Origin of the sequence: Azospira sp., from assembly GCF_030247495.1 — a bacterium.
GTDB classification, from domain to species: domain Bacteria; phylum Pseudomonadota; class Gammaproteobacteria; order Burkholderiales; family Rhodocyclaceae; genus Azospira; species Azospira oryzae.
Genome location: NZ_JAOTRW010000007.1, coordinates 91255 through 109055 on the forward strand (window position 1 = coordinate 91255; position 17801 = coordinate 109055).

Consider the following 17801-nt stretch of genomic DNA (forward strand, 5'->3'; position numbering starts at 1 on the left):
CCATTCATGTCCCAGCCCAACTCCTGCACCAGCGACCCGACCCTGGACCTGGCCGCACAGCTCATTTCCCGCCGCTCCGTCACCCCGGAAGACGGCGGCTGCATGGACCTCATCAGCGCCCGCCTGAAGCCCCTCGGCTTCACCCTGGAAGCCATCAACCGGGGCAACACGGTGAACCTCTGGGCCCGCCGCGGCAGCGCCGCTCCCCTGGTCTGCCTGGCCGGCCATACCGACGTGGTGCCCACCGGCCCCGTGGAGCAATGGGCCTCCGATCCCTTCACGCCCACCCTGCGCGACGGCATGCTCTATGGCCGCGGCGCCGCCGACATGAAGGGCTCCCTGGCCGCCTTCGTCACCGCCGTGGAAACCTTCGTCGCCCGCCATCCGCAGCACCAGGGCTCCATCGCCTTCCTGCTCACCTCCGATGAGGAAGGCGACGCCACCGACGGCACCGTGGCCGTGGTGGAAGCCCTACAGGCGCGCGGTGAAGGCATCGACTGCTGCATCGTCGGCGAGCCCACCTGCGTCAATCGCCTGGGCGATATGGTGAAGAACGGCCGCCGCGGCTCCCTCTCCGGCCGCCTGACGGTGAAGGGCATCCAGGGCCACATCGCCTACCCGCACCTGGCAAAGAATCCGATCCATCTGGCAGCGCCGGCCATCGCCGAACTGGCTGCCACCGAGTGGGACCAGGGCAACGAGTACTTCCCGCCCACCACCTGGCAGGTCTCCAACATCAGGGGCGGCACCGGTGCCACCAACGTCATTCCCGGCACGGTGGACATCCTCTTCAACTTCCGCTTCTCCACCGCCAGCACCCCGGAAGGCCTGAAAAGCCGCCTCGAAGCCGTCCTCGCCAAGCACGGCATCGACTACGACCTGGCCTGGACCCTGGGCGCCAAGCCCTTCCTCACGGGGCGCGGTCCCCTGGTGGATGCAGCCATGGCGGCCATCCGCGAGGAACTGGAAATTGAGACCGAACTCTCCACCACCGGCGGCACTTCCGACGGCCGCTTCATTGCCGAAATCTGCCCCCAGGTGATCGAACTGGGGCCGGTGAATGCCACCATCCACAAAATCGACGAGTGCGTGGAGGCCGCCGCCCTGCCCCGCCTCTCCGCCACCTATTGCCGCATCCTGGAAAAACTGCTGACCTGACTATGTCCGAAAACGCCCGCACCGAACTCTTCACCCTGCGCGACCTGCTGCGCTACGCCGTCAGCCGTTTCAACGAAGCCGAGTTGTTCTTCGGCCACGGCTCCGACAATGCCTGGGACGAAGCCGTCTATCTGCTGCTGCACACCCTGCATCTGCCCCTGGACCGGCTGGAACCCTTCCTCGACGCCCGCCTCACCGAAGCCGAGCGCAACACCGTCCTGCACATCATCGAACGCCGCGTCAAAAGCCGCGTTCCGGCGGCCTACCTGACCCATGAAGCCTGGCTCGGCGAGCATAGCTTCTACGTCGACGAACGGGTCATCGTGCCCCGCTCCTTCATCGCTGAACTGCTGGAAGAGCAGTTCGCCCCCTGGATCGACGATCCCTGGGCCATCACCCGGGTAGCCGACATCTGCACCGGCTCCGGCTGTCTCGCCATCCTGGCGGCCCTGGCCTTCCCCGAAGCCGACGTGGACGGCGTGGACATCTCTGCCGACGTCCTCGAAGTGGCCAAGCGCAACGTGGCCGACTACGGCCTGGAAGACCGGCTGCGCCTGGTGCAATCCAACCTCTTCGCCGGATTGGCGAGCCAGCGCTACGACCTCATCATTTCCAACCCGCCCTACGTCAATGCGGAATCCATGGAAACCCTGCCACCGGAATACCGGGCCGAGCCGGAACTGGCCCTGGCCGGGGGCGACGACGGGCTGGACCTGGTGCGCACCCTGCTGCGGGAAGCCAAGGACCACCTCAACCCCGGCGGCCTGCTGGTGGTGGAAATCGGCCACAACCGGGACGTCCTGGAAGAAGCCTACCCCCAGACCCCATTTACCTGGCTCGACACTTCCGGTGGCGACCAGTTCGTCTTCCTGCTGCGGCGTGAGGAATTGCCCAACTGAAGACGGAACGAAGGGCCAAACGACCCGACATAAAAAAAGCCCAGGCAAACACCTGGGCTTTTTTTATGGGCATTCCGCAGATTTCAGCTCAATCCCCACTGACCGCGGGTATCGCGCAGAATGCGGGCCAGCACCTGTTCCAGTTCCATCATGTTCATCATCCTTGCTCAAGCGGTTTGCTCCCTGTGACGGCTGAATCCTACCCGCCGACGATGACAACCGGATTACACTAGCACCACCTCAATCCGGAGATTTTCTTCATGGAACTGATGTCACTCTTGCTGATCCTGGCCGTGGCCATCGCTGTTCTCGGCATCCGCATCATCAATCAGCAGACCGCCGCCGTCGTTGAAACCCTGGGCCGCTATTCCCGGGTGCTGGAGCCCGGCCTCAACTGGATTTTCTTCCCCTTCCAGCGCGTCACCGGCATGCTCTCCCTGCGCATCGACGAAGTGCAGAGCACGGTGGAGGTGAAGACCTCGGACAACATGTTTGTCTCCCTCCCCGTCAGCCTGATGATCCGTGTCACACCGGAGCGTGCCAGCCATGCCTGGTACAAGCTGCAGAACCCGTCGGCCCAGATCTCCACCTGGGTCCTCAACACCATCCGCGCCATCGCCGCTTCCATGACCCTGGAGGACCTGTTCAAGGACCGGGACCATCTTGTGACTCAGGTGGAAAAGGCCCTCTCGGCCAAGCTGGAGGAATTCGGATACGTCCTGGAAGCGGTGCTGGTAGACCAGCCCACGGTCTCCGGCGACGTCCAGGCCTCCTTCAACCGGGTGGTGGCCGCCAAGCGGGAACGGGAGGCTGCGGAACAGGAAGCGGAAGCCATGCGCATCAAGACCGTGCGCCAGGCCGAAGCGGAGGCCGACGCCCAGCGGGCCCGGGCCAAAGGCCTGGCCGACTCGCGCAAGCTGCTGGCCGAAGGTCTGCGGGAATCCCTCGCCGACTTCGAGAAATTCCACGTCAATTCGGCCGAAGCCCTGACCGTCTTGCTGGAAACCAACCGCATCGATGCCATGCGCGACATCGGCAAGTACGGCAATCTGGTATTGCTGGATGTGGCCAGGGACCCCGGCAACGCCCCCCTGCTGGGGCTGGCGGCAAAGCTGGGCAAAACTGCGGGCAACAGCGCGGTGGCGGAAGATTAAAGTTGAATTTTTGAAGCAGAAAAAGAAAAACCCGGCACTAGGCCGGGTTTTTCTTTATTTTGGGGCGATATACCGGGATCGAACCGGTGACACCTGGAATCACAATCCAGTGCTCTACCAACTGAGCTAATACCGCCACTGAAACCTGTTTGGCGCGCCCGGCGAGGCTCGAACTCACAACCTACGGCTTAGAAGGCCGTTGCTCTATCCTGTTGAGCTACGGGCGCTAATTCTCGCTCGCCTTGGGTGCAACCTGTATCTGCTGGTCGGGGCGGTGGGATTCGAACTCACGACCCTCTGCTCCCAAAGCAGATGCGCTACCAGGCTGCGCTACGCCCCGAAGAGACGCGAATTCTACACATGCCCCCCGGGGTGGTCAAGCGCCAAAAGTAGTTTTTTTTCGTGCAATCAATGATTGTTGCAGGTAAGATGCTTTTCTGATATTTAATCGCCTTTTTGCACAAACACGGATGGTCTTCGAACATGGCTGAAGATTTGCTCCACAAACATTTCACGCCCTACGTCCCCAAGAAGGGCGAGGAATACATGAACAGCAAGCAGCTGGCTCACTTCCGCGCCATTCTTGGCACGCTGAAGCAGGAGTTGATGGCTGACATCGAGCGCACGGTGCATACCATGCAGGATGAAGCCACTGTCTTTGCCGACCCCAACGACCGGGCCAGCCAGGAAACGGATATCGCCCTGGAACTGCGCAACCGGGACCGGGAGCGCAAGCTGATCAAGAAGATCGACGAGACCCTGGGTCGCATCGATTCCGGCGACTACGGCTTCTGCGACAAGTGCGGCGTGGAAATCGGCATCAAGCGCCTGGAAGCCCGCCCCACGGCAACCCTATGCATCGACTGCAAGACCCTGGAGGAACTGCGGGAAAAGCAGGTCGCCAAGTAAGCGGAGCACTCCGCCGCAAAAAAGCGCAGCCTCGGCTGCGCTTTTTTATTGTCGGCGGATCAAACTATGAAAAAGGGCGCCGAAGCGCCCTTTTTCCTTTGCAACGGTGAAAAACTTACTGTTGCGGTTCTGCAGCCACGGCGGGAGCAGCCTCTTCGGCAGCCACAGCCTTCATGGACAGGCGGATGCGACCCTTCTCGTCGGTTTCCAGAACCTTGACGCGGACGACCTGACCTTCCTTGAGGTAGTCGGCCACGGCATTGACGCGCTCGTTGGCGATCTGGGAGATGTGCAGCAGACCATCCTTGCCCGGCAGGACACTGACGATGGCACCGAAGTCCAGAATCTTCAGCACAGGACCTTCGTAGACCTTGCCCACTTCCACTTCAGCGGTGATGGCCTCGATGCGCTTGCGGGCCATCTCGGCGGCTTCACCGTCGGTGGAGGCAATGGTGATGGTGCCGTCGTCCTGGATGTCGATGGAAGTACCGGTTTCCTCGGTCAGGGCACGGATTACCGCGCCACCCTTGCCGATCACGTCACGGATTTTTTCCGGATTGATCTTCATGGTGTACAGACGGGGAGCGTAAGCGGACATTTCCGTACGCGGAGCATCCTGGGCATCCTGCATGATGTTCAGGATGTGCAGGCGACCGGCCTTGGCCTGATCCAGCGCCACCGCCATGATTTCCTTGGTGATGCCCTGGATCTTGATGTCCATCTGCAGGGCGGTGATACCGGAATCGGTACCGGCCACCTTGAAGTCCATGTCGCCCAGGTGGTCTTCGTCACCCAGGATGTCGGTCAGCACGGCGAAGCGGTTGCCTTCCTTGATCAGGCCCATGGCGATACCGGCCACGTGGGACTTGAGGGGCACGCCAGCATCCATCAGCGCCAGGGAGCCGCCACAGACGGAAGCCATGGAGGAGGAGCCATTGGATTCGGTGATCTCGGACACCACGCGCATGGAGTAGGAGAACTCGTCGGCGGGCGGCAGCACGGCTAGCAGGGCACGCTTGGCCAGACGACCGTGACCAATCTCGCGACGCTTGGGGGAACCGACGCGGCCGGTTTCGCCAGTGGCGTAGGGAGGCATGTTGTAGTGCAGCATGAAGCGGTCTTTGTACTCGCCGGCCAGGGCATCGATGATCTGCTCGTCGCGGCTGGTACCGAGGGTGGCCACCACCAGGCCCTGGGTCTCACCACGGGTGAACAGGGCGGAACCGTGGGTACGGGGCAGCACGCCGGTACGCACGGTGATGGGACGCACGGTGCGGGTGTCGCGACCGTCGATGCGGGGCTCGCCGGCCAGGATGCGGCCGCGGACGATGGCGGCTTCCATGGCGAAGAACAGGTCGGCCACGGTGTTTTCGTCGGGAGCATCTTCACCCTGGCACAGGGCGGCAACGGCTTCGCTGCGGATTTCCTTGACGCGCTGGCTGCGGGTCTGCTTGCTGGTGATGCTGTAAGCCTCTTCCAGCTTGGCCTTGACCAGGGCTTCCAGCTTGCCCACCAGGACCTGGTCCTGGGCCGGAGCTTGCCATTCCCATTCGGGCTTGCCGGCTTCTTCCACCAGTTCATTGATGGCGTTGATGACGGCCTGCATCTGCTCGTGGCCGTAGACCACGGCGCCCAGCATGACTTCTTCGGAGAGTTCCTTGGCTTCGGATTCCACCATCAGCACGGCGGACTGGGTGCCGGCAACCACCAGGTCCAGCTTGCTGTCCTTGAGCTGGGTGGCGGAGGGATTCAGCACGTACTGGCCGTCGATGTAGCCGACGCGGGCTGCACCGATGGGGCCGGAGAAGGGAATGCCGGAAATGGCCAGGGCAGCGGAGGCACCGATCAGGGCGGGAATGTCGGAATCCACTTCGGGATTCAGGGACATGACGGTCGCCACCACCTGGACTTCGTTGTAGAAGCCTTCAGGGAACAGGGGGCGGATGGGACGGTCGATCAGGCGGGAGGTCAGGGTTTCCTTTTCGGAAGGACGGCCTTCGCGCTTGAAGAAGCCACCGGGGATCTTGCCGGCAGCGTAGGTCTTCTCGACATAGTCGACGGTCAGGGGGAAGAAATCCTGACCCGGCTTGGCTTGCTTGGCGCCGACCACGGTCACCAGGACCACGGTGTCGTCAACGGTGACCAGTACGGCGCCGGAGGCCTGGCGAGCAATCTCGCCGGTTTCCAGAGTGACCTGATGGGCACCGTAGGTGAAGGTTTTCTTTGCAATATTGAACATATCTTCCTTTCTCTCTTTCTCTTGTCTTCGCTTAAATTCTTGCAACCGCCGATTCTACCTGCTTACCCGGGGAAAACCATGCTCCCGGAAAGCAAAAGAGCGGCGCGGCCAAAGGCCGCCCGCTCTTTCAAACGCTACTTGATGCGTCCCGACCGCATGGGCGGACGGTATCAGGCGTGGGCAAGATTACTTGCGCAGGCCCAGACGCTCGATAACGCTGCGGTACTTGTCCACATCGGTGCGCTTCAGGTAGTCCAGCAGCTTGCGGCGGCGGGACACCATGCGCAGCAGACCGCGACGGGAGTGGTGATCCTTCATGTGTTCCTTGAAGTGACCGGTCAGGTCGTTGATGCGTGCGGTCAGCAGCGCGATCTGCACTTCGGAGGAACCGGTATCGCCCTGAGCGCGTTGGAAATCGCCAACGATCTGGGCCTTTTGAGTGGTGTTGATAGCCATATGTCAAACTCTCTTGAGTGTTACGACGCTGCCCCAGTTTGATAGAGCCAGGCGCCCGACGGTTAAAAAAACTTCGCTCCACGGGGAGCGAAGCGGCGGATTATACGCAGGGAGCAGAGGAGTAGCAAGATAATTCCGGCCATTCCCCGCTATTTTGCACGCCCCTAGCCGTTGTCCTTCTGGCGCAGCAGGCGGTAGGGCCACAGCTTGCCTTCCCTGACCTCTCCCACCCCCTGCAGGACGCCCTCGCCATAGACCCGGGCCTTGCCGGACTGGAGTTCGGTTGCCACCGGATTGCCGTGGGCAAAGCGCTGCAGGGATTCAGCCTCCAGCAATACCTCGGGCAGGCTGCGCAGCAAGGCATCCACCGGCAGCAGGTAGCGCCCCCGGTCCGCCTCCTCCGTATTTTCCAGCTCTGCCAGGGACACCGCACGATCCAGTTCCAGCGGACCGACCCGGGTACGCCGCAGGCCCGTCAGATGGGCACCGCAGCCGAGGGCCTCGCCAATGTCCTCGGCCAGGGTACGGATGTAGGTACCCTTGCTGCAATCCACATGCAGACGGAAGTTAACGCCGTCGAAATCGCTGGCAGCCAGGCTGAGAATGGTTACTTCCCGGGCTTCCCGCTCCACTTCCAGCCCCTGGCGGGCCAGCTCGTAGAGCGGCTTGCCATCGCGCTTGAGGGCCGAATACATGGGCGGCACCTGGGCAATCACCCCGGTGAAGCGGGGCAGCACGGCAGCCAGCTGCTCGGCGGAAACCTGTACCGGCCGGGTCTGCAGGATTTCACCCTCCGCATCGCCGGTGGCCGTGGTCTGACCGAGGCGGACATCGGCAACATAGGCCTTGTCGGCATCCAGCAGGTCGGCGGAAAACTTGGTGGCTTCGCCGAAGCAGATGGGCAGCAGGCCGGTGGCCAGGGGATCGAGGGTACCGGTATGGCCGGCCTTGGCGGCCGAAAAGAAACGACGCGCCTTTTGCAGCGCGTCGTTGGAGGAGAGGTGAAGGGGCTTGTCCAGCAACAGCACCCCATCCACCTGTTTCCAGGTGCGTCTGGGTTTGGACATGAGCTGGTCAGCTTTCGGCAGCGGTATCCGGCGGGGCTTCCCCATCCTCGTCGGGCGAAGTCTGGCGGCTGGTGGCCGCCGCTTCGTCGATCAGACGGGAAAGGCTGGTGCCGTGCTCGATGGAATTGTCGTACACGAAATGCAGCTGGGGCGTGGTGTGGATGCGCACCCGGCGCCCCAGTTCCCGCCGCAGGAAACCGGAAGCCTTGTCCAGGCCCTTCTTGATTTCCGCCAGCTGCTCCGAGGCCGCCAGGGTGGTGAAGAAAACCTTGGCATGGGCGTAATCGGGAGTCACCTCGACGTCGGTCAGGCTGACCATGCCGACGCGAGGGTCCTTCAGCTCGGTGCGAATGAGCTCCGCCAGTTCGCGGCGGATCTGCTCATTCACCCGGTCCTTGCGTGAAAAACTCTTGTTAGCCATCGTGCCTTACAGGCTCCGGGCGATTTCCTGGATTTCGTACACTTCCAGTTGATCGCCTTCCTCGATTTCATTGAAGTTCTTCAGGGACAGACCGCACTCGAAGCCGCCCTTCACTTCCTTCACGTCATCCTTGTAACGCTTCAGGGAGTCCAGCTCGCCATCCCACTGCACCACGTTGTTGCGCAGCAGACGGACGCGGGAATTGCGCTTGACCACGCCTTCCAGCACCAGACAACCGGCGATGGAACCGACCTTGGAAATGCGGAAGACCTGACGAATCTCCACCAGACCGGTGATCTGTTCCCGCTTTTCCGGGGACAGCATGCCGGACAGGGCTGCCTTCACCTCATCCACGGCGTCGTAGATGATGTTGTAGTAGCGGATATCCACGCCGAAAGTATCGGCCGCCTTGCGGGCGCCGGCATCGGCACGGGTATTGAAGCCGATGATGACGGCTTTGGAGGCGGATGCCAGGTTCACGTCGGTTTCGGTAATGGCACCGACCGCTGCGTGGATCACGTTCACCCGCACTTCGTCGGTGGACAGCTTGTTCAGGGACTGCACCAAGGCTTCCTGGGAACCTTGCACGTCGGACTTGACGATCAGCGGCAGGAACTTGGCGGCGCCCTCGCCCATGTTGTCGAACATGGACTCGAGCTTGGCGGCCTGCTGCTTGGCCAGCTTCACTTCGCGGAACTTGCCCTGACGGAACAGGGCGATTTCACGGGCCTTGCGCTCATCGGCCAGCACCATGGCTTCCTCGCCGGCAGCCGGCACGTCGGACAGGCCCTGGATTTCCACCGGGATGGAAGGACCGGCCTGGTCGATGGGCTTGCCGTTCTCGTCGAGCATGGCGCGCACCTTGCCGAACACCTGACCGACCAGGACGATGTCGCCCCGCTTCAGGGTGCCGGACTGCACCAGGATGGTGGCCACGGGGCCCTTGCCCTTGTCCAGACGGGCTTCGATGATGATGCCCTTGGCCGGAGCATCCTTGGGCGCGGTCAGTTCCAGCACTTCGGCCTGCAGCAGCACATGCTCCAGCAGGTCGTCGATACCGGTACCCTTCTTGGCAGACACCGGCACGAAGGGGGAATCGCCGCCGTACTCTTCCGGCACCACGCCTTCGGCAATCAGCTCCTGCTTGACGCGGTCCGGATTGGCTTCGGGCTTGTCGATCTTGTTCACCGCCACCACCAGGGGCACATTGGCCGCCTTGGCGTGGTGGATGGCTTCCTTGGTCTGGGGCATGACGCCGTCGTCGGCCGCCACCACCAGGATCACCAGGTCGGTGGCCTTGGCACCGCGGGCCCGCATGGCCGTGAAGGCCTCGTGACCCGGGGTGTCGAGGAAGGTCACCATGCCGCGGGGAGTTTCCACGTGGTAGGCGCCGATGTGCTGGGTAATGCCGCCGGCTTCGCCGGAAGCCACGCGGGTGCGGCGGATATAGTCGAGCAGGGAGGTCTTGCCGTGGTCCACGTGACCCATCACGGTCACCACCGGGGCGCGGGGCTCCTGCTTCACATCCACATGCTCGACGGCGTCGTCGAGGAAGGCATCCGGATCATCCAGCTTGGCCGCCAGTGCCTTGTGGCCCATTTCTTCCACCACGATCATGGCGGTTTCCTGGTCCAGCACCTGGTTGATGGTGACCATGGAACCCATCTTCATCAGGGTCTTGATCACCTCGGTGGCCTTGACTGCCATCTTGTGGGCCAGATCAGCCACGGAAATGGTTTCGGGCACGTGTACTTCACGCACGATGGGTTCGGTCGGTGCCTGGAAGGCATGGGCTTCGTCGTTGCCGCCGCCATGGCGCTTGCCATGCTTGCCGCCGCCACTGCGCCAGCCGCTGTTGGCATCGCCGCCACGGGTCTTGAGACCGGGACGCTTCTTGTTGCCGTCGTTCCAGCCGCCTTCTTTCTTTGCACCGGGTTTGGCGTCGCCGGGCTTGCCAGCGGGCTTGTGCAGGGTGCGGTCGGCGGGCTTGTCGTCTGCCGGCTGGGCCACCTGGTGGGCGGTCGCCGCCTTCTTGGCAGCTTCAGCAGCCTTCAGGGCCACGGCCTTTTCCTCGGCTTCACGCCGCAGGCGCACCAGTTCGGCGGCGCGGGCCTGCTTTTCCTGGTATTCCCGCTGCTGGTGTTCCAGCAGGGCCTGGTGGCGACGGGCCTCTTCTTCCCGGGCTTTCATCTCGGCTTCGCCGATGACGGAAACCATGCTGCGCTTGACCACCTTGGTGCGGGTCGGCGCGGCAGCCGGAGCAGGCTCGGCGGCAGCCACGGGCTCCTCAGCCGGAGCAGCAACGGGCTCGGGAGCGGCTTCCACCACGGGTTCGGGCACAGGCTCGGGTGCGGGTTCGGGAGCAACTTCCACCACGGGCTCGGGCACAGGTTCGGGCGCGGCCTCGACCACGGGTGCAGCCACGGGCTCGACAACCGGCTCAGCCTGAACAGCAGCTTGCTGGGCTTCTTCGACTGCTGCCTCGACCACGCCTTCGCCGGCTTCACGCTTGACCAGGACGCGCTTCTTGCGCACTTCGACCTGGACGGTACGAGTCTTGCCGGTGGAATCCTGGGCCTTGATCTCGCTGGTCTGCTTGCGGGTCAGGGTAATCTTGTTCTTACCCTGGGCTTCGCCGTGGCTGCTGCGCAGGTAGTCGAGCAGACGGGTCTTGTCCTGCTCGGAGAGCTGATCTTCAGCGGCTTGCTTGCTGACGCCGGCTTTCTGTAGCTGTTCCAGAAGAACAGCGGCCGGCATTTTCAGCTCGGCGGCAAATTGGGATACGGTGGTTTGCGCCATATTTACTTCTCTCCCTTCCCTCTCACTCGAACCAGTGCGAGCGGGCGTTGGTAATCAGTTGCTTGGCGCGATCTGCGTCAATGCCGGTAATTTCGGTGAGTTCATCCACAGCCAGGTCGGCCAGGTCGTCCAGGGTTTTCACACCGCCGGAAGCCAGCTTGGCAGCCAGGGACTTGTCCATACCGTCCAGGGCCAAAAGGGAATCTTCCACACCTTCGAGTTGCTCTTCGGTGACGATGGCTTCGGTCAGAAGCACATTACGGGCGCGGTTACGCAGCTCGTTCACCGTATCTTCGTCGAAGGCCTCGATTTCCAGCATTTCCGCCAGGGGCACATAGGCAACTTCTTCCAGGGTGGAGAAGCCTTCGTCGATCAGGATGTTGGCGACTTCCTCGTCCACATCCAGTTTTTCCATAAACAGCACACGGGTGGCAGCGGTTTCTGCTTCCACCTTCTTTTCCGACTCTTCCTGGGTCATCAGGTTGATGTTCCAGCCGGTCAGTTCGGAGGCCAGGCGCACGTTCTGGCCGCCGCGGCCGATGGCGATGGCCAGGTTGGCCTCGTCCACCACCACGTCCATGCTGTGCTTTTCCTCGTCAACCACAATGGAGCTGACTTCGGCCGGAGCCAGGGCGCCGATGACGAACTGGGCCGGGTCCTGGGACCAGTGCACGATGTCCACGCGCTCGCCGGCCAGTTCGTTGGTGACGGCGGTGACGCGGGTACCGCGCATGCCGACGCAGGTACCGATCGGATCCACGCGGGGATCGTTGGACTTCACGGCGATCTTGGCTCGCATGCCGGGATCCCGGGCGGCAGCCTTGATTTCCATGAGACCGTCTTCGATCTCGGGCACTTCCAGATCGAACAGCTTGATGATGAATTCCGGCGCGGTGCGGGAAAGGATGATCTGGGGACCGCGGGCATTGCGATCGATACGCAGCAGGAAGGCCTTGACCCGGTCGCCGACGCGCAGGTTTTCCTTGGGGATCATCTGGTCCCGGGGCAGCAGGGCCTCGATCTTGCCGGCTTCGATAATGGCGTTGCCGCGCTCCATGCGCTTGATGGTGCCGGAAACGATGTGTTCCTTGCGCTCCAGGAAGTCGGCCAGGATCTGCTCCCGCTCGGCATCGCGGATGCGCTGCAGGATGACCTGCTTGGCGGCCTGGGCGCCGATACGGCCGAAGTCGATGGGCTCCAGGGATTCCTCGATCACGTCGCCGACTTCCACGCCTTCGTCCTGCTTCTGGGCTTCGGACAGGGGCATTTCCAGGAACTCGTTGACGTAGGTTTCGTCAGCCACCACCTGCCAGCGGCGGAAGGACTCGTACTCGCCGGTATTGCGGTCGATCACGACGCGCACGTCGGCTTCGTCGTTAATACGCTTCTTGGTAGCGGATGCCAGGGCCGACTCCAGAGCGCCGAACACCACATCCTTGGCAACGTTTTTTTCGCGCGCCAGTGCATCCACCAGCAACAAAATCTCGCGGCTCATTGCTTTTCTCTCCTCGTATCTGCCTTCAACCCGCCATCAATCAAACTTCGGCTCCAGCCGGGCCTTGTCGATATTGCCCGGCTCGAGGGCCACTTCGCCCTCTTCCTTGCCGCTGTTCTTGTCAATCAGGCGCACGCAGACCTTGCCGTCGCGCACGCCCATGAGAATGCCGTTGTAGTTGCGCCGGTTGTTCAGCGCCACGCGCAAGCGGATATGCACTTCCTGGCCGGCAAAGCGATCGAAATCGGCCAGCTTCTTCAAAGGCCGGTCGAGACCGGGGGAGGAAACCTCCAGCCGGTCGTAGTCGATGTTTTCCACCATCAGCACGCGGGAAAGCTGGTTGCTCACGGCAACGCAATCCTCCACGCCGATACCGCCCTCCTTTTCAGGCTGGTCGATAAAGACGCGGATAACCCGGGCCCGGGGCGTCAGTTCCAGGTCCACCAGCTCGTAACCCAGGCCGGTGACCGTATTTTCAACTAATGAGTGCAGATCCATGCGCTACAAATAAAAAATGGGCGAAACGCCCATCCAAAAAGTTACCCGCCCAAAGCCGGGCAGGACGATGAAAACTTTTGAATTATATCGGAAAACAACAGCCCGGACAACGGCTTTCCTGCCGGAAAGCCGCCACCCGGGCTCCAAACGACCCTGGGGGTAGCCGCGGATCGGGCCGCTGCGGCCCGAAATCACTTCCGGGTACGCTTGTCCCGCTTCTGGATCACTTCCGGTGCCGGCAGGCCAAATTCCCGCATCAGCTTGGCCACATCCATGTCCGTCAGCTCCATGGTGCTGCCCCGCTTGAGGCGGGCCGGCAGGACGAAGGGGCCGTAACGCACGCGGATCAGGCGACTCACCGTGGCCCCTACGGCTTCGAACATACGCCGCACTTCCCGGTTGCGGCCTTCGGACAAGGTCACCCGGTACCAGTGGTTGGCCCCCTCGCCGCCCGCGTCCAGCAGGGTGGTGAAGCGGGCCGGACCGTCTTCCAGTTCGATGCCGGCGGCCAGCTGCTTGAGGGTGGCGTCGTCCAGGTCGCCCAGCACCCGCACCGCGTACTCCCGCTCCAGGTTGTAGCGGGGGTGCATCAGCCGGTTGGCCAGGTCGCCGGAGTTGGTGAACAGCAGCAGGCCGCTGGTGTTGTAGTCCAGCCGCCCCACCGCCACCCAGCGGCTGCCGCGCATGCGTGGCAGGAAGTCGAAGACGCTGTCCCGGCCTTCCGGGTCGTCGCGGGAGACGATCTGACCTTCGGGCTTGTGGTAGAGCACCACCCGGGGCAGGCGCAGGGAGCCGAAGCGCAGATGCACCAGGCGGCCGCTGACCTTGACCTTGTCTTCCGGCCCCACCAGCTGGCCCACTTCGGCCGGCTTGCCATTGACCGTGACGCGGCCGGCGGCAATCCACTCCTCCATGTCGCGCCGGGAACCGACGCCGCTCTGGGCCAGGATCTTGTGCAGGCGCTCGGGCTTGGCCTCCACCGGTGCATTGCGGCCGCTGCGGCCAACGGCACGGGGCGCAGGGGCATTGCGGCCGGCACCGCGACGGGGACGAGGCGCTTCCTGCTCCTCTACTTCCTCCACGGCGGCGACAGGCTCGGGACGGGGGCGGGTGGGCGCGCGGAATGGCGTCCGCTTCGCCGCGTCCCGCGCGGGTTTCGGGCCAGGCCGGCCAGAAGCCGCACCAGTGCTGCCTGAGCGACGACCATGGGGAGCGGGGTCGGAACCCTCCACCCACTCGGCGCCGTCGTCCCGGCGCTGACGACCGCCGGCAGGGCTGCGGCGGGGTGCCTGGCCCGTCTTGGGTGCGGCAGGCTTACGGGGAGGCTTAGGAGGCATCGCTTAATTCCAGTGTTTGATTGAGTTGTTCCAGGGGCGGCAGCTCGGTCAGGCTGCGCAGCCCCAGATCGTCGAGAAATTTCTTGGTGGTGGCAAACAGGGCGGGACGGCCCGGGGTATCCCGGTAGCCCACCACATCGACCCAGCCCCGCTCTTCCAGGGCCTTGATGACCTGGGTGGCGACGGTGACGCCGCGGATGTCCTCGATGTCGCCCCGGGTCACGGGCTGGCGGTAGGCAATGATGGAGAGGGTCTCCAGCACTGCCCGGGAATACTTGGGCGGTTTTTCCGGATTGAGGGCTTCCAGATAGGGCATGTACTCGGTGCGGGTGCGGAAGCGCCAGCCGGTGGCCAGCTGGACCAGTTCCACGGTGCGCTCGCTCCACTCCTCCCGCAGTTCGTCGAGCAGCTTGCGCACCACTTCCGGCGCCAGCTCGCCATCGAACATCTGGCGCAGTTCGGACACCGAGAGGGGCTGCTGGGCGGCCAGCAGGGCCGCTTCCAGGATGCGCTTGATCTCGGCGGGGTTAGACGGTAACTGGGGCATCGCCCTCTCCTTCTTCCGCAGGGATTTCGACTATCTGCCCCGCCTCTTCCTCGGTCAGGGGCGTTTCCGCGTCGTCGGCAATGGCCAGGCGCACGTAGATGGGCATGAAGGCCTCGGCCTGGGTGATGCGGATCAGCCGCTCCCGGGCCAGTTCCAGCATGGCCAGGAAATGCACCACCACGGAAGGGGCGCCCAGCTCCACGTCGAACATGTGGATGAACTCGACGAAGCCGTCCGCTTCCTTCAGCTGGCGCAGGATCAGGCCCATGTGCTCGCGCACCGACAGCTCTTCCCGCTGCACCTTGTGGGAGGTATGCAGCTGGGCCTGGCGCAGGATGGACTGCCAGGCCTGCTGCAGGTCCGCCACCGACACGTCGGGGAAACGCTGCATCTGGGATTTTTCCACCCAGGTCTCGACCCAGACGAAGTCCCGCTCGGCCTGGGGATGCTCGTTCAGGCGCACCGCCGCCAGCTTCATCTGCTCGTATTCGATGAGGCGGCGCACCAGTTCGGCCCGGGGATCCTCCACCTCGTCCTCTTCCGCCTGCTTGGCCCGGGGCAGCAGCATGCGGGACTTGATCTCGATGAGCATGGCGGCCATCACCAGATAGTCGGCCGCCAGCTCCATGTTCTGGGAGCGCATGGCTTCCACGTACTCCAGGTACTGGAGCGTCAGGGGCGCCATGGGAATGTCGAGCACATTCACGTTGGCCTTGCGGATCAGGTAGAGCAGCAAGTCCAGGGGGCCTTCGAAGGCATCCAGCATCACCGCCATGGCGTCGGGCGGGATGTACAGGTCCAGGGGCAGCTGCTCCAGGGGCTGGCCGTAGATGCGGGCCAGGGCCTCCTGGGCCGGCGCCGCCTGGGGGGCCGGAATGTCGTCGAGGACCGGAGTATCGCTCATGTCAGGCGTAGTTCAGGCCCATGGCGGCGCGCACATCGGTCATGGTTTCCTGGGCCAGGCGGCGGGCCTTGGCGCAACCGTCGTTGACGATCTCCCGCACCAGGGCCGGATTGTCCAGATAGACCTGGGCCCGCTCCCGCATGGGCGCCTGTTCCTTGAGGATGCCGTCGATCACCGGCTGCTTGCATTCGATGCAGCCGATGCCGGCGGAAGTGCAGCCCTGGCGCACCCACTCCTTGGTGGCCCCGTCGGAATAGACCTGGTGCAGCTGCCACACCGGGCACTTGTCCGGATTGCCGGCGTCGGTGCGGCGCACCCGGGCCGGATCGGTGGGCATGCGCTTGACCTTCTGGGTGACGGAGGCTTCATCCTCCCGCAGGGTGATGGTGTTGCCGTAGGACTTGGACATCTTCTGACCGTCCAGGCCGGGCATGCGCGAAGCCTCGGTAAGCAGGGCATCGGGCTCCACCAGGATCATCTTGCCGGTGCCTTCCAGATGGCCCAGCAGGCGCTCCCGATCCACCAGGGACAGGCTCTGGGCCTCGTTCACCAGGCGCTTGCCCTCCTCCACCGCGGCAGCATCGCCGTCCTGCTGGAAGCGGGTGCGCAGCTCGTTGAAACGCTTGCCCACCTTGCCGCCCAGCTTCTTCACCGCTTCCAGGGCCTTCTCCTCGAAGCCGGGCTCCCGGCCGTAGAGATGGTTGAAGCGGCGGGCGATTTCCCGGGAAAACTCCAGGTGGGGAATCTGGTCCTCGCCCACGGGCACCCGGTTGGCGCGATACACCAGGATGTCGGCAGACATCAGCAGGGGATAGCCGAGGAAACCGTAGGTGGTGAGGTCCTTGTGGGAGAGCTTTTCGATCTGGTCCTTGTAGGTCGGCACCCGCTCCAGCCAGCCCAGGGGCGTCATCATGGACATCAGCAGGTGCAGTTCGGCGTGCTCGGGCACCCGGGACTGGATAAAGATGGTGGCCTGATTGGGGTCCACGCCGGCGGCCAGCCAGTCGATCACCATGTCCCAGGCGGCCTTCTCGATGATGTCCGGCTGGTCGTAGCTGGTAGTCAGGGCATGCCAGTCGGCCACGAAAAACAGGCAGGGGTAGTCGTGCTGGAGCTTGACCCAGTTCTTCAGGACCCCGTGGTAGTGGCCAAGGTGCAGGCTGCCCGTGGGGCGCATGCCGGAAAGGACTCGTTCCGCGTACATGGTGATGTTTGTCTCAGGCTTGGAAATTGAAAATCAGGGCCAACAGGTAACGCATGATACCCATCAGCGGATAAAGGATGCTGGCCAGCACGCCGGAAAAGAGCAGCAGGATCAGGATCGGGAAACCCCAGGGTTCCACCCGGGAAAAGGCGACGGCCTGGCGGTAGGGCAAAAGGCTGACGGCGATGCGGCCGCCATCCAGGGGCGGAATGGGCAGCAGGTTGAGCAGCATCAGGCCGATATTCACATCCATGCCCAGGTCGGCCATACGCTCCAGGGGCAGGGTATAGGCATTCACCGGCAGCAGCTGGGCCAGCTTGAGCATGCAACCCCAGCCGATGGCCATGGCCAGGTTGGCCAGGGGGCCGGCGGCGGCCACCCACAGCATGTCCTGCTTGGGACGGCGCAGGCGGCCGAAATCCACGGGCACCGGTTTGGCATAGCCGAACAGCAGGCTACCGCCGGAGAAGAGCAGGATCAGCACCGGAATCAGGATGGTGCCTACCGGATCGATGTGGCGCAGGGGATTGAGGCTGATGCGCCCCGCCGCATAGGCCGTCAGGTCACCGAAGTGGCGCGCCACATAACCATGGGCGGCCTCGTGCAGGGTGATGGCGAAGATCACCGGCAGGGCTGCAATGGCAAGAGTCTGGATCAGTTGGTCCATGGCGCGTCAGCGTAATAAAGGGGGGATTCTACCAAAGGGACCGACCC

The 17801-nt window shown here is 63.4% G+C and carries 16 protein-coding genes and 3 tRNA genes; 4 read left to right on the plus strand and 15 right to left on the minus strand.

What is annotated here, in order from left to right; translation table 11 throughout:
* Positions 1–6 precede the first annotated feature (6 nt).
* The 3 genes from dapE (at position 7) to OEL49_RS11710 (ending at position 3211) form a co-directional block, all read left to right on the plus strand.
* Positions 7–1158: a succinyl-diaminopimelate desuccinylase gene (gene dapE / locus OEL49_RS11700; protein ID WP_287874761.1), complete on the plus strand. Its 1152-nt coding sequence runs from the start codon at positions 7–9 to the stop codon at positions 1156–1158.
* 2 nt (positions 1159–1160) lie between these two features.
* The gene (gene prmB, locus OEL49_RS11705) at positions 1161–2057 is read left to right on the plus strand and encodes a 50S ribosomal protein L3 N(5)-glutamine methyltransferase (RefSeq protein ID WP_287874763.1); all 897 of its coding nucleotides are present in this window, start codon (positions 1161–1163) and stop codon (positions 2055–2057) included.
* A 260-nt stretch (positions 2058–2317) separates the two neighbouring features.
* Positions 2318–3211 carry an SPFH domain-containing protein gene (locus OEL49_RS11710; protein WP_014237744.1) on the plus strand — a complete coding sequence of 298 codons (894 nt, stop codon included), beginning with the start codon at positions 2318–2320 and terminating at the stop codon, positions 3209–3211.
* A 60-nt stretch (positions 3212–3271) separates the two neighbouring features.
* Here the strand turns inward: OEL49_RS11710 and OEL49_RS11715 are convergent.
* The 3 genes from OEL49_RS11715 to OEL49_RS11725 form a co-directional block, all read right to left on the minus strand.
* Positions 3272–3347: transfer RNA gene (locus OEL49_RS11715), tRNA-His, on the minus strand.
* Positions 3348–3361: 14 nt separating this feature from the next.
* Positions 3362–3438, minus strand: a tRNA-Arg gene (locus OEL49_RS11720).
* A gap of 36 nt (positions 3439–3474) precedes the next feature.
* Positions 3475–3551, minus strand: a tRNA-Pro gene (locus OEL49_RS11725).
* Between the two features lie 143 nt (positions 3552–3694).
* Here OEL49_RS11725 and dksA point away from each other — a divergent pair.
* Positions 3695–4120 carry an RNA polymerase-binding protein DksA gene (gene dksA, locus OEL49_RS11730; RefSeq protein WP_014237745.1) on the plus strand — a complete coding sequence of 142 codons (426 nt, stop codon included), beginning with the start codon at positions 3695–3697 and terminating at the stop codon, positions 4118–4120.
* A 115-nt stretch (positions 4121–4235) separates the two neighbouring features.
* On the opposite strand, the gene pnp is transcribed toward dksA, so the two are convergent.
* The 12 genes from pnp to OEL49_RS11790 all read right to left on the minus strand — a co-directional run bounded on the left by pnp (position 4236) and on the right by OEL49_RS11790 (position 17754).
* Positions 4236–6359, minus strand: coding sequence for a polyribonucleotide nucleotidyltransferase (pnp, locus tag OEL49_RS11735; protein WP_014237746.1), 2124 nt, complete (start codon positions 6357–6359; stop codon positions 4236–4238).
* Positions 6360–6545: 186 nt separating this feature from the next.
* A complete protein-coding gene (gene rpsO, locus OEL49_RS11740; protein WP_014237747.1) occupies positions 6546–6815 on the minus strand; it encodes a 30S ribosomal protein S15 in 270 nt (89 codons plus the stop codon).
* A 164-nt stretch (positions 6816–6979) separates the two neighbouring features.
* Positions 6980–7882 carry a tRNA pseudouridine(55) synthase TruB gene (gene truB, locus OEL49_RS11745; protein ID WP_014237748.1) on the minus strand — a complete coding sequence of 301 codons (903 nt, stop codon included), beginning with the start codon at positions 7880–7882 and terminating at the stop codon, positions 6980–6982.
* 7 nt (positions 7883–7889) lie between these two features.
* The gene (gene rbfA, locus OEL49_RS11750; protein ID WP_014237749.1) at positions 7890–8303 is read right to left on the minus strand and encodes a 30S ribosome-binding factor RbfA; all 414 of its coding nucleotides are present in this window, start codon (positions 8301–8303) and stop codon (positions 7890–7892) included.
* A gap of 6 nt (positions 8304–8309) precedes the next feature.
* On the minus strand, positions 8310–11102 hold the full coding sequence (infB, locus tag OEL49_RS11755; RefSeq protein ID WP_014237750.1) for a translation initiation factor IF-2: 2793 nt from the start codon (positions 11100–11102) through the stop codon (positions 8310–8312).
* A 22-nt stretch (positions 11103–11124) separates the two neighbouring features.
* Positions 11125–12597 (minus strand): transcription termination factor NusA, encoded by a 1473-nt coding sequence (gene nusA / locus OEL49_RS11760; RefSeq protein WP_014237751.1) that lies wholly within the window; start codon positions 12595–12597, stop codon positions 11125–11127.
* Positions 12598–12633: 36 nt separating this feature from the next.
* Entirely contained in the window at positions 12634–13095 is a 462-nt protein-coding gene (gene rimP / locus OEL49_RS11765) for a ribosome maturation factor RimP (protein WP_014237752.1), read from the minus strand.
* A 191-nt stretch (positions 13096–13286) separates the two neighbouring features.
* Positions 13287–14177: a 23S rRNA pseudouridine(2605) synthase RluB gene (gene rluB / locus OEL49_RS11770; RefSeq protein ID WP_238526306.1), complete on the minus strand. Its 891-nt coding sequence runs from the start codon at positions 14175–14177 to the stop codon at positions 13287–13289.
* Between the two features lie 244 nt (positions 14178–14421).
* Positions 14422–14979: an SMC-Scp complex subunit ScpB gene (scpB, locus tag OEL49_RS11775; RefSeq protein ID WP_014237754.1), complete on the minus strand. Its 558-nt coding sequence runs from the start codon at positions 14977–14979 to the stop codon at positions 14422–14424.
* A complete protein-coding gene (locus OEL49_RS11780) occupies positions 14960–15883 on the minus strand; it encodes a segregation and condensation protein A (protein WP_014237755.1) in 924 nt (307 codons plus the stop codon). The genes scpB and OEL49_RS11780 overlap by 20 nt, the downstream gene beginning before the upstream one ends.
* Position 15884: 1 nt before the next feature.
* Entirely contained in the window at positions 15885–17087 is a 1203-nt protein-coding gene (locus OEL49_RS11785) for a tryptophan--tRNA ligase (protein ID WP_014237756.1), read from the minus strand.
* Positions 17088–17100: 13 nt separating this feature from the next.
* A complete protein-coding gene (locus OEL49_RS11790) occupies positions 17101–17754 on the minus strand; it encodes a site-2 protease family protein (RefSeq protein WP_014237757.1) in 654 nt (217 codons plus the stop codon).
* Positions 17755–17801: the final 47 nt, after the last annotated feature.

What these genes read in the sequence shown, in the direction of transcription:
- dksA (WP_014237745.1), top strand. Translation starts at nt 3,695, where the DNA reads ATGGCTGAAGATTTGCTCCACAAACATTTCACGCCCTACGTCCCCAAG.
- OEL49_RS11710 (WP_014237744.1), top strand. Translation starts at nt 2,318, where the DNA reads ATGGAACTGATGTCACTCTTGCTGATCCTGGCCGTGGCCATCGCTGTT.
- infB (WP_014237750.1), bottom strand. Translation starts at nt 11,102, where the DNA reads ATGGCGCAAACCACCGTATCCCAATTTGCCGCCGAGCTGAAAATGCCG.
- OEL49_RS11780 (WP_014237755.1), bottom strand. Translation starts at nt 15,883, where the DNA reads ATGAGCGATACTCCGGTCCTCGACGACATTCCGGCCCCCCAGGCGGCG.
- truB (WP_014237748.1), bottom strand. Translation starts at nt 7,882, where the DNA reads ATGTCCAAACCCAGACGCACCTGGAAACAGGTGGATGGGGTGCTGTTG.
- OEL49_RS11790 (WP_014237757.1), bottom strand. Translation starts at nt 17,754, where the DNA reads ATGGACCAACTGATCCAGACTCTTGCCATTGCAGCCCTGCCGGTGATC.
- rpsO (WP_014237747.1), bottom strand. Translation starts at nt 6,815, where the DNA reads ATGGCTATCAACACCACTCAAAAGGCCCAGATCGTTGGCGATTTCCAA.
- OEL49_RS11785 (WP_014237756.1), bottom strand. Translation starts at nt 17,087, where the DNA reads ATGTACGCGGAACGAGTCCTTTCCGGCATGCGCCCCACGGGCAGCCTG.
- pnp (WP_014237746.1), bottom strand. Translation starts at nt 6,359, where the DNA reads ATGTTCAATATTGCAAAGAAAACCTTCACCTACGGTGCCCATCAGGTC.
- rimP (WP_014237752.1), bottom strand. Translation starts at nt 13,095, where the DNA reads ATGGATCTGCACTCATTAGTTGAAAATACGGTCACCGGCCTGGGTTAC.
- scpB (WP_014237754.1), bottom strand. Translation starts at nt 14,979, where the DNA reads ATGCCCCAGTTACCGTCTAACCCCGCCGAGATCAAGCGCATCCTGGAA.
- prmB (WP_287874763.1), top strand. Translation starts at nt 1,161, where the DNA reads ATGTCCGAAAACGCCCGCACCGAACTCTTCACCCTGCGCGACCTGCTG.
- rbfA (WP_014237749.1), bottom strand. Translation starts at nt 8,303, where the DNA reads ATGGCTAACAAGAGTTTTTCACGCAAGGACCGGGTGAATGAGCAGATC.
- nusA (WP_014237751.1), bottom strand. Translation starts at nt 12,597, where the DNA reads ATGAGCCGCGAGATTTTGTTGCTGGTGGATGCACTGGCGCGCGAAAAA.
- dapE (WP_287874761.1), top strand. Translation starts at nt 7, where the DNA reads ATGTCCCAGCCCAACTCCTGCACCAGCGACCCGACCCTGGACCTGGCC.